General features: G+C 67.9%; 16 protein-coding genes. 8 read left to right on the top strand and 8 right to left on the bottom strand.

Translation table 11 applies throughout. From position 1 onward, the window contains the following. Nucleotides 1–101 precede the first annotated feature (101 nt). From IHQ52_RS13645 to secA2, 6 genes are all read right to left on the bottom strand, one after another. The gene (locus tag IHQ52_RS13645; RefSeq protein WP_024497475.1) at nt 102–614 is read right to left on the bottom strand and encodes a bifunctional nuclease family protein; all 513 of its coding nucleotides are present in this window, start codon (nt 612–614) and stop codon (nt 102–104) included. 157 nt (nt 615–771) lie between these two features. Beyond that, a complete protein-coding gene (gene ftsR / locus IHQ52_RS13640; RefSeq protein WP_024497474.1) occupies nt 772–1,458 on the bottom strand; it encodes a transcriptional regulator FtsR in 687 nt (228 codons plus the stop codon). A 42-nt stretch (nt 1,459–1,500) separates the two neighbouring features. Further along, nucleotides 1,501–1,953 (bottom strand): glycogen accumulation regulator GarA, encoded by a 453-nt coding sequence (garA, locus tag IHQ52_RS13635; RefSeq protein WP_005199386.1) that lies wholly within the window; start codon nt 1,951–1,953, stop codon nt 1,501–1,503. Between the two features lie 349 nt (nt 1,954–2,302). Next, entirely contained in the window at nt 2,303–2,707 is a 405-nt protein-coding gene (gene gcvH / locus IHQ52_RS13630) for a glycine cleavage system protein GcvH (protein WP_024497472.1), read from the bottom strand. 20 nt (nt 2,708–2,727) lie between these two features. After that, nucleotides 2,728–3,357, bottom strand: a complete 630-nt coding sequence (locus IHQ52_RS13625; protein WP_024497471.1) for a CDP-alcohol phosphatidyltransferase family protein — start codon at nt 3,355–3,357, stop codon at nt 2,728–2,730. Next, nucleotides 3,354–5,693 carry an accessory Sec system translocase SecA2 gene (gene secA2, locus IHQ52_RS13620; RefSeq protein WP_024497470.1) on the bottom strand — a complete coding sequence of 780 codons (2,340 nt, stop codon included), beginning with the start codon at nt 5,691–5,693 and terminating at the stop codon, nt 3,354–3,356. The genes IHQ52_RS13625 and secA2 overlap by 4 nt, the downstream gene beginning before the upstream one ends. Nucleotides 5,694–5,874: 181 nt before the next feature. On the opposite strand from secA2, the gene IHQ52_RS13615 reads away from it, so the two are divergent. Next, nucleotides 5,875–7,413, top strand: a complete 1,539-nt coding sequence (locus IHQ52_RS13615) for a hypothetical protein (protein WP_024497469.1) — start codon at nt 5,875–5,877, stop codon at nt 7,411–7,413. A gap of 3 nt (nt 7,414–7,416) precedes the next feature. Here IHQ52_RS13615 and IHQ52_RS13610 read toward each other — a convergent pair whose 3' ends face one another. Further along, on the bottom strand, nt 7,417–8,652 hold the full coding sequence (locus tag IHQ52_RS13610) for a hypothetical protein (RefSeq protein ID WP_024497468.1): 1,236 nt from the start codon (nt 8,650–8,652) through the stop codon (nt 7,417–7,419). 149 nt (nt 8,653–8,801) lie between these two features. Here IHQ52_RS13610 and IHQ52_RS13605 point away from each other — a divergent pair, with 149 nt between their 5' ends. Genes IHQ52_RS13605 through IHQ52_RS13590 form a run of 4 tightly spaced genes read left to right on the top strand, consistent with a single transcriptional unit; the run spans nt 8,802 to nt 11,342 of the window. Next, complete coding sequence (locus IHQ52_RS13605) at nt 8,802–9,197, top strand: META domain-containing protein (protein WP_024497467.1); 396 nt, start codon at nt 8,802–8,804, stop codon at nt 9,195–9,197. Further along, nucleotides 9,194–10,177, top strand: coding sequence for a malate dehydrogenase (locus IHQ52_RS13600; protein ID WP_024497466.1), 984 nt, complete (start codon nt 9,194–9,196; stop codon nt 10,175–10,177). Before IHQ52_RS13605 ends, IHQ52_RS13600 begins: the two co-directional genes overlap by 4 nt. Nucleotides 10,178–10,204: 27 nt before the next feature. Continuing rightward, the gene (ppk2, locus tag IHQ52_RS13595; RefSeq protein WP_024497465.1) at nt 10,205–11,035 is read left to right on the top strand and encodes a polyphosphate kinase 2; all 831 of its coding nucleotides are present in this window, start codon (nt 10,205–10,207) and stop codon (nt 11,033–11,035) included. A 10-nt stretch (nt 11,036–11,045) separates the two neighbouring features. Continuing rightward, nucleotides 11,046–11,342 (top strand): DUF503 domain-containing protein, encoded by a 297-nt coding sequence (locus IHQ52_RS13590; protein ID WP_024497464.1) that lies wholly within the window; start codon nt 11,046–11,048, stop codon nt 11,340–11,342. A 63-nt stretch (nt 11,343–11,405) separates the two neighbouring features. On the opposite strand, the gene IHQ52_RS13585 is transcribed toward IHQ52_RS13590, so the two are convergent. Further along, nucleotides 11,406–11,969: a mismatch-specific DNA-glycosylase gene (locus tag IHQ52_RS13585; protein WP_024497463.1), complete on the bottom strand. Its 564-nt coding sequence runs from the start codon at nt 11,967–11,969 to the stop codon at nt 11,406–11,408. Nucleotides 11,970–12,045: 76 nt separating this feature from the next. Between IHQ52_RS13585 and IHQ52_RS13580 the strand changes: the two genes are divergently transcribed. The 3 genes from IHQ52_RS13580 to IHQ52_RS13570 all read left to right on the top strand — a co-directional run bounded on the left by IHQ52_RS13580 (nt 12,046) and on the right by IHQ52_RS13570 (nt 17,275). Next, nucleotides 12,046–15,267, top strand: coding sequence for an ATP-binding protein (locus IHQ52_RS13580; RefSeq protein WP_024497462.1), 3,222 nt, complete (start codon nt 12,046–12,048; stop codon nt 15,265–15,267). Nucleotides 15,268–15,390: 123 nt separating this feature from the next. Further along, nucleotides 15,391–16,818 carry an FAD-binding oxidoreductase gene (locus IHQ52_RS13575; RefSeq protein WP_024497461.1) on the top strand — a complete coding sequence of 476 codons (1,428 nt, stop codon included), beginning with the start codon at nt 15,391–15,393 and terminating at the stop codon, nt 16,816–16,818. A 61-nt stretch (nt 16,819–16,879) separates the two neighbouring features. Further along, the gene (locus tag IHQ52_RS13570; RefSeq protein ID WP_024497460.1) at nt 16,880–17,275 is read left to right on the top strand and encodes a PIN domain-containing protein; all 396 of its coding nucleotides are present in this window, start codon (nt 16,880–16,882) and stop codon (nt 17,273–17,275) included. Nucleotides 17,276–17,317: the final 42 nt, after the last annotated feature.

Genomic DNA, 17,317 nt, shown 5'->3' with positions numbered 1-17,317 from the left:
GGGGGACACCGGATCAACGCGACGCGCCATGAGGCTCAACCTCAAGTTGAGATTGAGACAAACGGTGACCTATCGGTTGCCGTTCCGTGACCACGGACAGCTCAGGCGCCGCTGGCCTTGAAGTCGTCGGGCGAGACATTGTCGAGGAACTCCTTGAACTTCTCGACCTCGTCCTCTTTGGTCTCGTCGACCGGCTCGGCGGTGGCGTCCTCGGGTTCTTCCTCCGGGATCAGCAGACCGGCCTCGGCGAGGACCTCCTCGTCGGCGATGATCGGCACCTCGGCCCGCATCGCGACGGCGATGGAATCCGACGGCCGCGCGGATACGCGGAGATCGCCCGAGAAGATCATCTCGGCGTAGAAGGTGCCCTCCTGCATGTCGACGATGCGCACCTCGAGGAGCGTCTGGCCGAACTCCCTGATGAGATTCACGATCAGATCATGGGTCAGCGGGCGCGGCGGCTCGATTCCCTTCTGACGCAGGGCAATTGACGCAGCCTCACTCTGTCCGATCCAGATCGGCAGGTACCGCTCGCCGTCGACCTCGCGGAGCAGGAGCACGGGCTGACTCTGCGGGGGCTCGACCCTGATGCCCACCACACGCATCTCGCTCATCTCGCACCTCCCAGACGCCTCGTAGGGCGATCGATTGATGACCTCGACGCTACACCGCTCGGGCGACACACGGCGGCCGACTCGCTGCTGGGCGGCACGATCACTTCGGCCCGATGCGGACACCGAGGAGGCCGGAGTGCGCTGGTCGAGAAAGTGTTCAGTCGAGCACGTCGCGGACGGCGGCCTTGACCAACTGCGTGTGCAGGGTCACCGACAGCGCCGCGATCTCGCGAACGAGTTCTTCGGCACGGTCCCGGGCACCGGTCCCCTTGCCCTTGGCGATGGGGTTGGCGATCTGGGCGACCAGGCCGGCTTCCCGGTCCGCGGACACCTTGAAGGCACGAAGATGGCGTGTCTCGAGGCCATAGCTGGCCAGTGCCGCGGCCGCTTCGACGAGGCGCACGGCATCCTCGTCGAAGAACCCGGCCGGGCCCGGGATCAGCAGCCCGTTTCGCTGCAGTTCGGTCACGAACGCCGAGTCGACGCCGGTCCGTTCGATCAGCGACTCCCGGGACACCCGACCGGCACGCGCACCGAAATCGGTTGCGGGGGCCACGGTGCCGCGAGCCGTGGACAACGCCACGGTCCCGCCGGAACCGAAGCCGCCGTTCCCGTTGTCGATCGCATCGAGTTGTTCCTTGATGACCTTCAGCGGGAGATACCGGTCCCGCTGGGCGGTCAGCACGAAGCGCAACCGTTCACAGTCGGCTTCGCTGAATCGCCGATAGCCGGACGGCGCCCGCTCCGGGGTCACCAGACCCTCCGATTCCAGGAACCGGATCTTGGAAATCGTGATGTCGGGAAAGTCATCACGCAACTGGGCGAGGACCGTGCCGATCGACATCGATCCCTCGCCGCGAGGGGCCGTGGACGCCGTCACGACTTCTCAGGCGTCTGCTTCGTCGCGCGGACCGCTCAGGAAGACCAGACGGAATTTGCCGATCTGGACTTCGTCGCCGTTGCTCAGCGATGCGGTGTCGACGGGTTCCCGGTTGACGTAGGTGCCGTTGAGGCTGCCCACGTCGACCACCTGAAACTCGTTGTCGCCGAGTCGGAATTCGGCGTGACGACGGCTGACCGTCACATCGTCGAGGAAGATGTCGCTGTCGGGATGCCGACCCGCTGAGGTCGTCGGCTGGTCGAGGAGGAACCGCGATCCCGCGTTGGGCCCCCGCTTCACGACAAGCAGCGCGGTCCCGGGAGCGAGTCGCTCGACTCCCGTCTCGGCCGGCTCACTCGAGGTGCTGGTCCCGGCATCGAGTTCATTGATGAACTCTTCCCGGAACACCGAGGTGGTCTCCACCGGCGCCTCGAAGTCCCTGTCGTTTTCGCTCACCACTTCTCCTTCGTCGTCGTCAGTGCAATCGCACTGTCAGTGCACACCGCACTGTTCGGCCAACCGCACTGTCCGGCCGTCCACGTCTCCGGTCCCGATCGCGGTCTCGCGTCGGTTCGGAATCGGCTCTCGCCACGATGGCCGGTTGAATCTACATGACGTGTGCGGACGGGTAGATCTCGGTGCATGATCGCGAAGTCCGCTCACGTCACGCCTCATTCCCACTGCCGTAACCGTACCGGTCATGTCGATCGCACCGGCGAGCGAGTCGACTCCGGCACGGTCGATCATATCGTCACCGGGGCGATCAGCCAGGTCGATCAGAGCCACCGGGTGGTATCGGCGGGATGTCCTACCCTTCGATGACGGCGCGGTAGCCCGCGGCGTCGAGACCATCTCCCAGTTGCTCCTCGAGGGTCGCCTCGTCGGCGGCCTCGATCTCCACCAGCCAGCCCTCGCCGTACGGGTCCGAATTGACCAGTTCGGGCGAGGCGTCCAGTGCGTCGTTGACCGCGCTGACGGTACCGGTCAGCGGCCCGAAGATGTCGGAGACACTCTTTGTCGATTCCACCTCGGCGAAGGACTCGCCGACGGTGACCTCCGCCCCGGTGTCGGGCAACTGCACGAACACCACGTCACCGAGCGCATCCTGCGCGAAGTCCGTGATGCCCACGCGCACGGTCGTCGGCCCGGTCTTCTCGATCCACTCGTGCTCTGCGGTGTAGCGCAGGTCCTCTGGCACTTTGCTGTCGGTCACATGAGCCCCTCTCGTTCCCGTCAGACTCTACTGTCTGACGAGGTGTCGGCCTGACGGCGCGACGGCATGTGTCGCATCACCAGGATCGTTTGATACCAGTACAGGACGAAGGACCACAGGTAGAGCCCCACGCCCCAGATCATGAACGCCCACCCGACCGGGTACGCGATGTCGCCGACGACCGAATCGAGCTGTCCGGCAAGCAGCCACGGGAACGCACTCATCAGCGCGAAGGTCGCGGCCTTGCCGATGTAGAGCACCGGCAGTGCCAGCACACCGCGAGTACGCAGCAACGGCGCCGTGGCGAACAACAGCACATCCCGCCCGACGATGACACCGATGAGCCACCACGGCAGGAACTCACGCACGCCGAACGCCAGCGGGATGATGACGATGTAGAGCCGGTCGGCCGCCGGGTCCAGCAGGGCCCCGATCCGCGACGACTGATCGAGCAGTCGAGCCAGTTTCCCGTCGGCCCAGTCCGAGAATCCCGAGAACATCAGGACCGCGAATGCCCACCCGTCGGACTTCTCGACGAGCAGCAACCACACGAAGACCGGGATGAGGACGAGCCGGAGCACGCTGAGCGCGTTCGGCACGGTCACGATCCGGTCCGGAGCCGGCGCGGGGGCCGCCTCCGGCTCGGTCACCGGAAGATCCCGATGATGCCCTGCAGCGTCTTCGCCCCGCCCGAGGAGAAGAGGTTGTCGTGGACCATGTACGTCCATGTCGTCGTCGAACGGTGCAGATCCGACGATCCGAGATCGACGCCGTCGGCGGTGATCTTCGCCTCGCGGAACGTCTCCCGCGCCTTCTCCAGCGCTTGCGCGGGCAGGTCGGCGAACTCGGCGAGGATCATCCGGTGGAACTCGTCGAGCGGGCTCTCCTTGCCCAGCGACCGCAGGTGGATGCTCGCCCGGACATCGGAGACGAAGGCGAGATGGTCCGCCCACGCACGGTCGAGGTGGTAGAGCACGATCTCCCGCGCCGCCTGGCCGAGCACGTCACGCGGCACCGACTCGACGGCGACCTCGTCGTCGGTCTCCGCCGGGGACTTCTCCCCCGTCAGTTCGGCGTACCGCTCCGGTTCGAGTTCGGACAATTCCTCGAGCGCGGTGTCGGAGGTCAGGATCTTCATGCGTCGGTCGACGATGATGTCGCGTTGCTGATTGACGAGCTTGTTGTATCGCCAGGTGTTGGCGTGCAATTCCAGGCGGACGCCCTCGGCGATCCGCTGCGCCTGCTCGATGAGGTCGATGCCCTTACTGCCCATCGAACCGTCGTCGTTGGGCGACACCGGATCGCGCTTGAACGCGAGGTTCTTGGTGACGACCGGATCCTCGAGGCTGGAGAAGAAGACCGACGTACCCGGGTCGCCTTGACGGCCCGCGCGACCCCGCAGCTGACTGTCGAGCCGCTCGGTGTCGTGTCGTCCGGTACCGACCACGCACAGACCGCCGAGTTCGACGACCGCGTCGCGGGCCGCGGAGTCGTCGGCCGAGCCGCCCAGCCGGATGTCGGTACCGCGGCCGGCCATCTGAGTGGACACCGTCACGGCATCACGCGCGCCGGCCTCGGCGATGATCTTCGCCTCCTGCGCGTCGTTCTTGGCATTGAGGACCACCGACGACACGCCGGCCTTCTCGAGGAAGTAGGCGAGTTCCTCGGACTCGGCGACGTCGTGGGTGCCGATGAGGACCGGCTGTCCGGTCTCGTGGATCTCCTTGACGTAGGCCACGATCGCCTCGACCTTGTTGGCCTTGGTGTCGTAGACCCGGTCGGGCAGATCGGTACGGATGTTCTCGGTGTTCGGCGGGATCTGCGACACCCGCAGGTCGTAGAACTGCCGGAACTGTTCGCCGGCCGCGAGTGCGGTACCGGTCATACCGCACACCTTGGGGTAGCGACCGATGAGCGCCTGCACGGTGATGGTGTCGATGACCTCGCCCGAGTCGGTCTGGGCGAGACCCTCCTTGAGTTCGACGGCCGCCTGGACGCCGTCCGGCCAGCGCTGCAGCTGCGCCACCCGACCACGCGAGGCGTTGATCAGGTGGACGCCGCCGTCGCGGACGATGTAGTGGATGTCGCGCTCGAGCAGATAGTGCGCGTGCATCGCGATGCTGACGTGCACGAGCGTGGACCCGACGTGTTCCTCGCTGTAGAGGTCGATCCCGCCGAGCTCCTCCTCGACGAAGGCCGCCCCCTCGTCGGTGAGCGTCACGTTGCGGCCCTCGGCGTCGACCTCGTAGTGCTTCTTCTTCATCCGCGACACCACGTCGTGGATGGCCTGGTCGGGAACCTCGGTCTCGGTCGATCCGGCCAGCACGAGCGGCACGAGCGCCTCGTCGACGAGCACCGAGTCGGCCTCGTCGATGATCGCCACGTCCGGCTTGGGCGAGACGAGGTCGGCCTCGGACAGGGCCAGCTGGTCGCGGAGGACGTCGAATCCGATCTCGTTGACCGAGCCGTAGGTGACGTCGCCGGCGTAGGCGCGTCGACGCTCCTCGCGGCTGGAGCTCTCCGAGATGGCGTGCACCGCAATGCCGAAGACGGCGAAGAGCGGCTTCATCCACTCCGCGTCGCGGGTGGCGAGGTAGTCGTTGACGGAGATGACGTGGACCTGATGGCCTTCGAGCACATGCCCGATCGCCGCGATGGCGCCGGCGAGTGTCTTGCCCTCACCGGTGGCCATCTCGACGATGTCGCCTTCGAGGAGACGCAGCGCGCCCTGCAGCTGAACATCGAAGGGGCGCAGTCCGATCGAGCGATCCGCGGCCTCGCGGACGAGCGCCAGGAACTTGGCCCGGTCGCCGGCCTTCGCCCCGAGGTCGAGCTTCTCGGCCTCGCCGACGAAGGCGTCGTCGTCGAGTTCGGCTGCCCAATCGGTGTGGGCTTCGGCCTCCTTGATCACACTCAGCGACTTCGACTGATTGCGAGTCGACTGGGCACCCAGAAGTCGCCACATGCTGTTGGTCAGCTTTCCCACCGAAACACTTCTCCTGATCGTTTCCCGGCCACTACACGACCCGTCGCGCCACTCGGCCCCGTCAGGTCAGCAACAACGGTACGCGGCCCCTGGTAGAGCGGGGTCGCCGACATTATGATCGGTCCACCTGTTCTGCCCCGCCCGCATTTCGCCCTCTGCTTCCCCGACCCTAGGACGGCCGATGAGCGTGACCTTCCCGAACAGGACACGCCTGCGTCTGGTCCGGGCCGTTCTGGCCGGGCTGGTGCTGGCGACCGGCGTCGGTCTCGGCGCGTTCAACGCCTGGTGGGTCGCTCTGTCCATCGGCGTTCCGCTGGTCTTCCTGGGTATCGCGATCGGTCCGCGCGCGTCGCGGGTGTCCGAACTGACGGAGTTCCGGCGCGGTGTCACCCGGGACGCCCCGCAGATCGAGGTCGAGGCACTGACCCGCAGCAGTCTCGGCGCCGACGACCTGCAGCCCACGATGGTCACCGCCACCGTCAGCCCGCCGAATGACACCTCCTACGAGGCGCGGTGGATCACCTCCATGGGCAAGGGCCACTTCCAGGCGCTGGTATCGAGCCCGTTCACGACACTCGCACCCGATCAACTGCCGCCCCGCGACCAGACCGACACCCCGGAGTTCGACGACCATCCCGGCCGGTGGGCGGTCATCTACCCCGCGGTGACACTGCTGGTCGCTCTCGCCCTGCTGTTCGGCGTCGCCGGGAGCTGGAAGATCTCCGGCCCCTCGTTCCCGTCGTTCGGTTCGGCCGTGGACGGAGATGCGGACGAGAACGAGGCCGCACTCGCCGAGCGCCACCAGCGGCTCCTGGACGAGATCGTCGACCGGCTGGGGCCCGATGCCACCCGAAACGTGTTGCGCCTGAACTACAACCTCGACTCGTCCTCCGACCAGGCGATCGTGTTCGATCCCACGAACGGCCGCGCGACGAGCATCAACGTCTGGGACGGCGGTTCCAACGCGTCGGCGGTGCCCAACATGGACCGGGCGGACAAGACCTTCGACGCCGCGACCATCAATCCCGGCTCGCTCGGTGACATCACCCACTCGATGTCGGCGGAGGTCTCCCCCGCGGTGGCCGAGACAGAACTCGACCGGGTGCAGATCCAACGACCCGCGCCGAACGAGCCGGTGGTCATCACCGGCACCTTCGACCCCGGAGACGCCTTCGTCCGCGACGTCGAGATCGAGGCCCACACCGACGGAACCGTCGCGGAGTTCTTCGACCCTGCGGATTTCGACACCGCCTTCACGATCGCCCGCGACGCACTGTCGCTCGCCGGCATCGCGCCGGACGCACCTGTCCTCGACGAGTTCGTGATCCGCGGCATCGCCGACAACACCCCGATCATCAGCGCCAGCAGCATCCAGAACAGCGGCGGTGTCCTGATCCGGTACACGACCCCGACCCGCAGCGGACAGGTGGTGATCGCGCCCGGGAAGTTCCCGGAGGTCACGGACAGGGTGGGGCGCCACCGGCCCGACGGCTTCGACTTCGACGGGATCTCACCGCAGCTGTTCGACCGCGTTCGCGACGACGCGATGAAGCGCGGCTCGGTTCCCGAATACGATCGCGGGGCCGTCGCCATGGATGTGTCCGAGCCTCTGCTCGACGACGCCCCGGGTCACGTGGTCCGCATCGAGATGGCCCGGGTCGAAGCATCGAAGGGCATGTACACACTCGACGGAGAACTCATCAAAGCCGCGCACTACTGACGCTCACACCTGCGGCGTACCTGCCTCCAGTGCGCGCCGCGTGACGGCATGCAATTCGGCGACCGCAGCCTCCGGCGGATGAAGGACCCCGCGATCGGACATCGTGGTGACGATGTCGCGGACGCGACCGTAATAGGTCGCCTGCTCGGCGGGCGTGCTGCTGGCCTCGGCGTGTTTGTACAGCTTGAGGGCGGTGTCGAGGGCATCCCGGTCGGCGGGTTCGAGATAACCGGCCCCGATGCGTCGTCCGTGCTTCTCGCACGCGATCCACGCCCGCCGGAGCGCGGCGACGGATTGCTGGTAGGCGTCGGCGCGACCGCGGTTGCCCGGGTAGGCGTCGGTGCGCAGCGCGGTGGCCTCGTCGAGCGCGAGATGGAAGGTCTGGGTCTGTTCGACGGTCACATCCGTGACGGCCGGATACCTCAGCAGCAGCGCCGGGTCGAGTTCGTAGCTGCCGTAGACGCCGAGGATCTCGTCGTGGCGCCGGGTCGCCTCCTCCCACAACCGCTGCGCGGCCTCATCCGATCCGGCGTCGGCGATACGGGGGCGGCGCAGATCGACGGGTGAGTGGTCGTCGGACGAGGCGTCGTGGTCAGGCGACACCGACGCCACCGACACCTTCTCCCGCTGCTCGGCGGCAGCTCTCGGTCGCGTCGAACTCTTCTGCGTCGAACTCTTCTGCGTCGAACCCTTCTGGGTCGAAACACATTGTGGCGCATACTGTTTCAGTCGATCGATGACGACAGCGGCCGCCGGATCGCCCTCGATGATCGCGACCCTCCAGAAGTCGGAGTCGAGATCTTCGTCCACCCCCGTGCCGACGCGCGGCTGCTCACGCGCGAAGGTCAGTTCGAGGTATTTCTGCCCGAAGACGGTGAGGTGCTGGGCCCGCTGTCCGGCCATCGGCGAGGTGTCGTCCGCCGGACCACCGATCGCGAAGGATCGTAGTGCGGTCAGCGGGTAGGACACCAGCGTGCGGTCCTCGTCGCCGAAGTACACGGTGTCGTCGTCGACGGTCAGCAGCACCGCCCCCCGCTTGCCCAGTCGGCCGTACGCCGCGGCGAACAGAGACAAGGCCAGCAGTCCGGCGACCACTGCCGAGATGACCAGACCGTCGACGCCGGCGATGTTGAGCCCTACGAGCCCGACCAGCGCGACCATCATCACGATCCACGCGGCGCTCGCGGAACGGTGATGGCGGGCCGTCAGATACTCGGTCCGGCACGTTACCGGAACCACATCTCACCCCCGAAGGCCATATCGCATCCCCCATCCGGTCGGCTACCGTAAGGATCGTGAGCTCCGGGTATCGCCGTCAGACGGCACGCGTACTCCACCCAGCCCGCGACCATCGCATCAGCTTACGCATTGTCGCGGTGGTCAGCGCGGTGTTGTTCGTGTCAGGTATCGGCGCATTCAGCGCCGGCCCGGGTGTCGCCGCGCCGGCAACTCCACCATTTGTCGGCAAGTCGTACTCGTCCACAGCGGTCACCGGCCCCCAGATCCCGGGCGGAGGGCCGCTGCAGGTGACCTTCCCCGCCGCCAACCGCATCTCACTGTTCGCCGGATGCAACCGGCACGTCGGCGAGATGACGGTCGACGGTTCGGTCCTGCGCCTCGCCTCGCTCGCCTCGACGATGATGGCGTGCCCCGGTCCCCGCTCGGGCGCCGACGACTGGATCAACACGTTCACGAAGGAACCCCTCACCTGGTATTCGGTGGGCCACGCGCTCGTGCTCACCGCAGAGGGCACCCAGGTCCTGCTGATGGAAAAGTACTCGTGAGCACCTCCACACCGGCGGTCGTCACGGTGACCGGTGCGGCCGGGAGCATCGGATATGCCAGCGTGTTCCGCATCGCCGCCGGCGCGATGCTTGGTCACGACCAGCCCATCGCCCTCCGGCTCCTCGAGTTACCCCAGGCGGTTCCCGCCGCCGTGGGCACCGCGATGGAACTCGACGACGGCGCCTTCGGTCTGCTGAAGTCGGTCGACGTCTTCGACGATCCGCGAAAGGCGTTCGACGGCGCTGGTTTCGCGCTGCTCATCGGTGCTCGTCCACGGTCCAAGGGCATGGAACGCGCTGATCTGCTCGCGGCGAACTCCGACATCTTCGCCGTGCAGGGCGCGGCCATCAACGAGGTTGCCGCCGACGACATCCGGGTGATCGTGGTGGGCAATCCCGCCAACACCAACGCCGCGGTCGCCTCGGCACACGCACCCGAGGTGCCGCCGCAGCGATTCACCGCGCTCACCCGTCTCGACCACAACCGCGCGATCGCCCAACTCTCCCACCGGGCCGGGGTCGAGGTCGGCGAGATCAGCCGGGTCACCATCTGGGGCAACCACTCGGCGACGCAGTACCCCGACATCTTCCACGCTCGTGTCGGCAGGCGAAGCGGCGCCGATCTCGCCGCCGACCGCGAGTGGCTCGTCGACGAGTTCATCCCGACCGTGGCCCGCCGCGGCACCGCGATTCTCGAGGCACGCGGATCGTCGTCGGCGGCGTCGGCGGCCAACGCGACGATCGACCACGTCCACGACTGGGTATTGGGGACCCCTGCCGACGACTGGACGTCCACCGCACTGCCATCGCCCGGCGTGTACGGCGTGCCCGAGGGCATCGTCTGCTCGTTCCCGGTGCGATCGGTCGCCGGCGAGTGGGAGATCGTCGAAGGGCTCGACATCAACGAGTTCTCGCGCGCCCGGATCGACGCGTCGATCGTCGAACTCGAAGCCGAACGCGATGCCGCTCTGACCCCTTGACCGGTCAGCAGCCCGTACTCTCTTCCCATGGCCAAGAAGGACACGCGGAAACCTGAGAAGATCGCCGACGAGGTCTACGAGGCGGAGTTGTTCCGGCTGCAGACCGAGTTGGTCAAACTCCAGGAATGGGTGCGTGAGACCGGCACTCGCGTGGTGGTGGTCTTCGAGGGACGCGACGCCGCGGGCAAGGGCGGCACCATCAAGCGGATCAGCCAGTATCTGAGTCCTCGCATCGCGCGGGTCGCTGCGCTTCCGGCACCCACCGACCGCGAACGCGGGCAGTGGTACTACCAGCGTTATGTCGCGCATCTGCCGGCGCCCGGCGAGATCGTGCTGTTCGACCGGTCCTGGTACAACCGTGCCGGAGTCGAGAAGGTCATGGGTTTCTGCACGCCCGAGGAACACACACGGTTCCTGCGGCAGACGCCGATCTTCGAGCAGATGCTGATCGACGACGGCATCATCCTGCGCAAGTACTGGTTCTCCGTCTCCGACGACGAACAGCTCAAGCGGTTCCGCCAGCGCATGAAAGATCCCGTGCGGCAATGGAAGTTGAGTCCGATGGATCTCGAGTCGGTCTACCGCTGGGAAGACTACTCGCGCGCCAAGGACGAGATGATGGTGCACACCGACACTGCGCTGAGCCCCTGGTATGTCGTCGAATCCGACGTGAAGAAGCACGCGCGGCTCAACATGATCGCGCATCTGCTCGACAGCATCGACTACGGCGAGGTGCCCCGTCCGCAGGTGACGTTGCCGAAGAAGCCGGTCGAGACGGGCAACTACCACCGGCCGCCGCGTTCCCTGTCCAAGTACGTGCCCGACCACGTGGCGACGCTGATCCGCACCGACCATTGATCGGGTTCTGATGTGGATCGGGTTCGCCGAGTTCGACTATCGCCTCGGTGATGTGCACTCGCTGAAGCAGAAGCGTTCCATCGTCCGGCCGATCGTCGCCGAACTACGCCGACGGTTCGCGGTCTCGGTGGCCGAGGTCGGGCACCTCGACATGCATCGGCGCGCGATGATCGGCACGAGCGTGGTGGCGGCCGACCGGACGCACGTCGTCGATGTGCTCGACGCGGTCGAGAGATCCGCCGCCAACCATCCCGAGGTCGAACTCTTGTCGATGCGCCGCCGGATTCTCAATTCCGAAGACCTCTGAGACCGAACTACATCCCGGCGGAAGCCACAGCCGGAAAGCGCTCCCTTTTCCAGGGTGCTCTGCTCACACCACGCCGGCCGCGACCGCCGCCTCCCGGTACGCAGCGGCCAGCGAGTCGACGGTCTCGTGCGCATTGAGTCCGCTGGGGTTCGGAACCACCCAGAGCTGCGCCCCGTCCCAGGTCTCTTCCTGGCGGCCGGTCACCGCGTCTCGCCGCCCGAAGGCACTGCGATAGGCGGTGATCCCGGCGACCGCCACCACCCGGGGCCCGATCTCCCGCACGCGCGCCCGAAGCCGACGACCACCGTCCCGCAACTCGTCGACCGTGAGTTCTGCGGCGGTTGCGGTGGCCCGGGCAACGACGTTGGTGATGCCGATCCCCCGTCTGGTCAGCAGTTCGGCGTCGGCCTCGGACATGCCGCGCGACGCGTCGATCACCCGGTCGACGATCCCGGCGCGTGCCAGTGCCGGGTAGAAGCGATTTCCGGGCCGCGCGAAGTGAGCTCCGGTGGCGGCGGTCCACAGTCCCGGGTTGATGCCGACGAACAGTAACCGGCAACCGTCACCGACCAGGTCCTCGACGGTGCGGTCCCGGTATTCGAGGAGTTCGGCCCTGGTGAATCCCATCCCCCGAGGCTAAACGGCCGGCCTTCGAGACCGACAACCCCGCGCCAGAGGTGTCCAGACCATTACACTCACGCTGATGCTCGGACTCTCGTACACGGTCTTGGGCGGGCTCGGTGCTCAGATCGGTTCCGATCCCGTCGAACTCGGCACCCGCAAGCAACGTGCCACACTCGCGCAGCTCGTGCTGGCGGAGGGCGCGCCGCTGCGTGCAGATCGGCTGATCGAGGGAATCTGGGGCGACTCGCCGCCCGACCGTGCCGAAGTGTCCCTGCAGTCTTACATCTCGGGGCTCCGCAAGGCCCTCGAACCCGACCGCAAACCGCGCAGTCCCTCGACCGTGCTGCTCACCCACGGCACCGGCTACAGCCTCCCGACGGAGCCTGAACAGGTCGACCTGCGGCGTCTGACCACCGACCTGACCTCGGCGCGGACCCTGATGCAGCACGGCGACACCGCCGCCGCGGCCCCGATCCTGCAGGAGGTCCTCGACTCCTACCGTCCCCTTCTCCCGGAATTCGAGGGGCTGGCGTTCCGCGACGAGGCCGCCGATCATCTCGACCGCATGCTCGGCGCGGCGCGGGAGATGTCTTTCGAGGCGCGGATGGCTGCCGGGGACCATCGGCTCCTGGTCACCGAACTCGACAGCGCCGTCGAACGATCGCCGCTCGACGAAGGCCTCTGGGTCCTGCTCGCCACCGCGCTGTACCGACTCGGGCGGCAGTCCGATGCCCTCGGGGCGATCGCCAATGCGCGCCGCATCCTCGCCGACGAGATCGGCGTCGACCCCGGACCGAGACTCCGCGAACTGGAACGCGACATCCTCGACCACGCCCCACATCTCGACGCGCCGACCGCACCGCGCGCGGCGATCACCATGAGCGAGCGAGCCGGCAGCGGCGTCGTCGAGCATCCGGCGAGCGACGACGCGGAGAATCGGACGCCCGAAGCCGATCCCCTCGACCCCGCGGACGATGCGCCATCGCTCGTCGGGCGCACCGACGAACTGGCCGCGCTGCACCGCGCCGTACTCGCCTCGATGACCGGACACGGTGGGGTCGTCGTGGTGGAAGGCGAACCCGGAGCGGGCAAGACGGCCCTGATCGACGAAGCCGGCCGTCGTGCGGCCGGTGCCGCCGACCTGCGGGTGCTGTGGGGTCGGTGCGTGGACGATCCCGCGGCACCGTCGATGTGGCCGTGGGTCCAGATCCTCGGCACGGTCCTCCCCCAGCTCGATCCGGCCGACCGTGAGCGGCTCCTGGACAGCTCACTCGGCCGTATGGTCACCGAGGGCGTCAACGTCATCCCGCCACCGCGCCAGATGCCCGACGCCGCAGCACGTTTCCAGTTCTACGATCAGGCCGCCGATCTCCTCGACGGCGTCGCCGAGACCTCGAAGCTGATCATCGTCCTCGACGACCTCCAGTGGGCAGACGGTGCCTCACTGGAACTCTTCGCGCACATGACTTCTCGAAGGACCCCGGGCGTCACGTTCTTCGCCTCCCTGCGGTCGCCGACCCCCCGGCCGGTCGTCGCCTCGACACTGGCGACGTTGGCCCGGCTGCCCGAACACCGCCGTATCCAGGTCGGTCCACTCCGCGGAGACGACATCTCCGAGCTGATCCGCCGCGAGACCCAGCAGTGGCCGGAGGTCGCTACGGTGAGCTCGATCGAGCGGCGCACCGGCGGTAACGCTTTCTTCGTCCGCGAACTGGCCCGCATCCTCGCCGCCCAGGGGTCGATCGCGGGTAACGCCGTGCCGTCCGGCGTGCGCGACGTGGTGCGTCAAAGGCTGCTCGGACTGTCCACGGAGACAACCGAACTCCTCGACATCGCGGCGCTCATCGGCACCCGGGTGGATCTGGTGTTGCTCGCGACCGCAGCCGGACGGCCGGTCGACCACGCGCTCGACACCCTCGAAGCCGCCTCCGCCGCCGGGGTCATCGATCTCGGACCCGACGATCCGTTCGGATTCAGTTTCAGCCACGACATCATCCGTGAGGCGATCGCCGACGCGATCCCCTCGATGCGCGCCCGACGCATCCACCTGGCCATCGCCGACGCCCTGGCCGGCAATTCGTCACCGCACGCGGTCACCCGGGTCGCTCGCCACCTGTGGTCGGCAGGTCCCCTCGCCGACCGTGAGCGCACGACCAGCGCCCTTCTGACGGCGGGCGACATCGCTCTGCGCACCTACGATTTCGACGGCGCGAAACGCCATTTCGGCGATGCGTCGACGCTGGCGCGGGCCACCGGGGATCAGCAGGCCGAACTGCGGGCGATCGCCACCCAGCTCGCGGGTGAGGTCTCCACTCACGGGTACTTCGCCGCCGACCCCGACCTCCAGGAACGCGCCCGCACACTGGCGACCGCACTCGACGACCGGCGACTGCTGGCCGCCCTCGACTACGCACGTTGCGCCGCGCACATCCAGGTCGCCGACGTACGCACGGGGCACCGGCTCGCGAACGACCTACGTGCGCGTGCCGAACGGTCGGACGACGCCGTGGTCGTTCACCTCGGCATGCAGGTGGCCGGGATCGACGAGTTCACGCGCGGCAATTTCGGTGCGGCTCATCGCATCCTGGACACCTACGGTCCCCTCGATGACGTCGACGGGCTCCGCGACGACCAACTGACGATGGCACGCGGCTTCCGGATCTGGGCGGCGACGATCCACGTCGGCGGTGATACCGGCCGCGGCCTGTTCGCGACCATGTCCGATGCCCGCCCGGATCCCAGATCGCGGTTGGGTACGGCGATCTTCGCGGTCGGCGCGGCGGCGATGATCGGTGACGCGGAGTGGGCGCTCGACGCCGGACAGATCATCGACTCCGAGGGTCCGGGTCCGCTCGCATATCTGCGTCGCGGCGGCGAACGCATGTACTGGTGGGCGCGCGCGATGACCGGTGATCTCGACGACGCCCTGGTCCGAATCGATCAGCTGGACACCGGCGGACCCGCAACCGGCGAACCCGGCAGTGCGGACCCTCCGCGCACCGGTGAGGGATTCTGGCTCGGATTGCACGCCGAGGTACTGGTCACCGCGGGCAAGCTGACCGACGCGGCCGCCCTCCTGGACCAGGCAGACGACTTCGCCGAGCGGACCGGCGAGCGCTACGGGGACGCGCACCGTCTTCTCGTCCGCGCCCGCTACGAGTACGCCAACGGGCGGCCGGCATCGGTGTTCGGCGCGACGCTCGGACGCGCTCGGGACGTCGCGATGGTCCAAGAGGCACAAGCCCTGGTCGGGCGGATCGACGCGCTCGCCGCAGAGTGGGGCGTGTCCTCGTCGGCGTGAGGCCCAAGTCCGCCTCAAGTCGCCTCCAAGCCCCGTCGGGAAATCTGGTCTGCGAATCCGGGCCGACCGGAGACCAGAGAACGCCCGCGCCGGCCGAGCCGGCCACACCCGAGGACTCACCGAATGACCCCGACACCCACCTCACCGACCGGCCGACCCGAACGGTTGATCGTCCGCACCCGCACCTCGGTGCTCGCACAGTTGCGCCACCGGATCGCCGGCGAGGTACTCGGCCCCGGAGATGCGGGTTTCCGCGAGGCCCGCGCCGGCTTCAACCGGCTCGTCATCCACCGACCATCGGTGATCGCGATCCCGGCCAACCACTTCGACGTGGTCGAAGCCGTGCGGTTCGCCGCCGAGGAAGATCTGCGGGTCACGGTCCAGGCAACCGGTCACGGGACCGGCGTACCGGCCGACGGCGGTCTCCTCATCAACACGTCCCGCCTCACGTCGGTGGCCGTCGACCCCATCGCGCGGACCGCCCGGGTCGCCGCCGGCGCCACCTGGAAGATGGTCCTCGACGCCGCGGTCCCGTACGGACTCGCACCCCTGATGGGTTCGGCGAGCATCGTCGGCGCGGTCGGCTACACCCTCGGCGGCGGTTTCGGCTGGCTCGGACGCCGCTTCGGTCTGGGGTCGGACGCAGTGCGCGCCTTCGATCTCGTGACCCCCGACGGCACCCCGATCCGCGTCAGCGACGCGAGTTTCCCGCACATCTTCTGGGCGCTGAAGGGCGGTGGAGCCGGCAGCCTCGGCGTCGTCACCTCGATGGAGATCGCCCTCGCCGACGTCGCGACCGTGTACGCGGGCAACCTGTTCTACCCGGTCGCCGAGGCCGAGGAGATCATGCGCCGGTTCCGGGACTGGGCACCGGCCCAGCGCGAGGAACTGACCTCGGCGGTCACCATCCTGAATCTCCCCCCCACCGACGACGTTCCGGAACCGTTGCGCGGCGGCAGTTTTGCGGTGTTGCGTGGCTGCTGGTCCGGTGACACCGCCGCCGGCCGCGCGATCGTCGACGAGTGGCGGGACTGGCGGACACCCCTCGTCGACCTGTGGGACGAGATGCCGTTCGCGGCAGCGGACGCGATCAGCATGGACCCCACCGAACCGATGCCGGTCATGGTCACCACCGAATGGTTCGACGACCTGCAGGACGAGGCGATCGACGTCATCGCCGGACGCAGCCGGCCGGCACCGGGTTCGGCACCGCTCATCGTCTCCGCCGAGATCCGCCACGCCGGCGGCGCAATCGCGCGCGGAGCCGCCCGGGCGGCGAACGATCGGGCACGCTCCGGACGGTTCCTCCTCGAACTCATCTCGATCGTCCCCGATCCCCATGTGGCGCTGGCCGTCGAATCGACGCTGCGCGTCACCCGCACCGAGCTCGCGCCCTATGTCACGGGTGCGACGTACCTGAACTTCACGTCGGGAGCCGAACGCGCCGGCCGCGCCGCGGAGTCCTACAGCGTCGAGCACCGTCGTCGGCTCCTGGAGATCAAGGCGACGCTCGACCCGCACGACAGGTTCTGCCACGGCGACATCGTCTGACACCCGGGCAGTCGGCCGACGGGGGTTGCGCAACCACGCCGATCCGTGGACTGATGGGGTCATGACCGACCCGACGCCGTCGCACCTCGACATCCCGCTGCTCGTCGTGGACGGTGCGAATGTCGTCGGATCGGTGCCGGACGGATGGTGGCGAGACCGTCGGGGTGCGGCGGAGCGGTTGCGGGATCGTCTCGCTGAACTCGCTGCCCCGGGTATCGAGGCGTTGACCGGTCCGCTCGCGATCATGCTCGTCGTCGAGGGCAGGGCTCGGGGGATCGCATCGGTCCCCGGGGTCACGGTGGTGGAGGCGCCGGCGGTCGGCGACGACATGATCGTCGACGTCGTGGGCCGGCACCCCGACCGTCGTCGAGTGGTCGTCACCGCCGACCGCGAACTCCGCGCGCGGGTCACCGCGCTGGGGGCCGAGACCCTCGGACCGTCGTCGATCCCGCGCTGATCCCGGTCGGCCCGCGGTGCCGGACATCCGACAATGCAGTGC

The sequence above is a fragment of the Gordonia amicalis genome, from assembly GCF_022059885.1.
Taxonomy (GTDB): domain Bacteria; phylum Actinomycetota; class Actinomycetes; order Mycobacteriales; family Mycobacteriaceae; genus Gordonia; species Gordonia amicalis.
The sequence above is the reverse complement of the archived record's forward strand: the minus strand, read 5'-3'. Positions and strand labels throughout refer to the sequence as shown.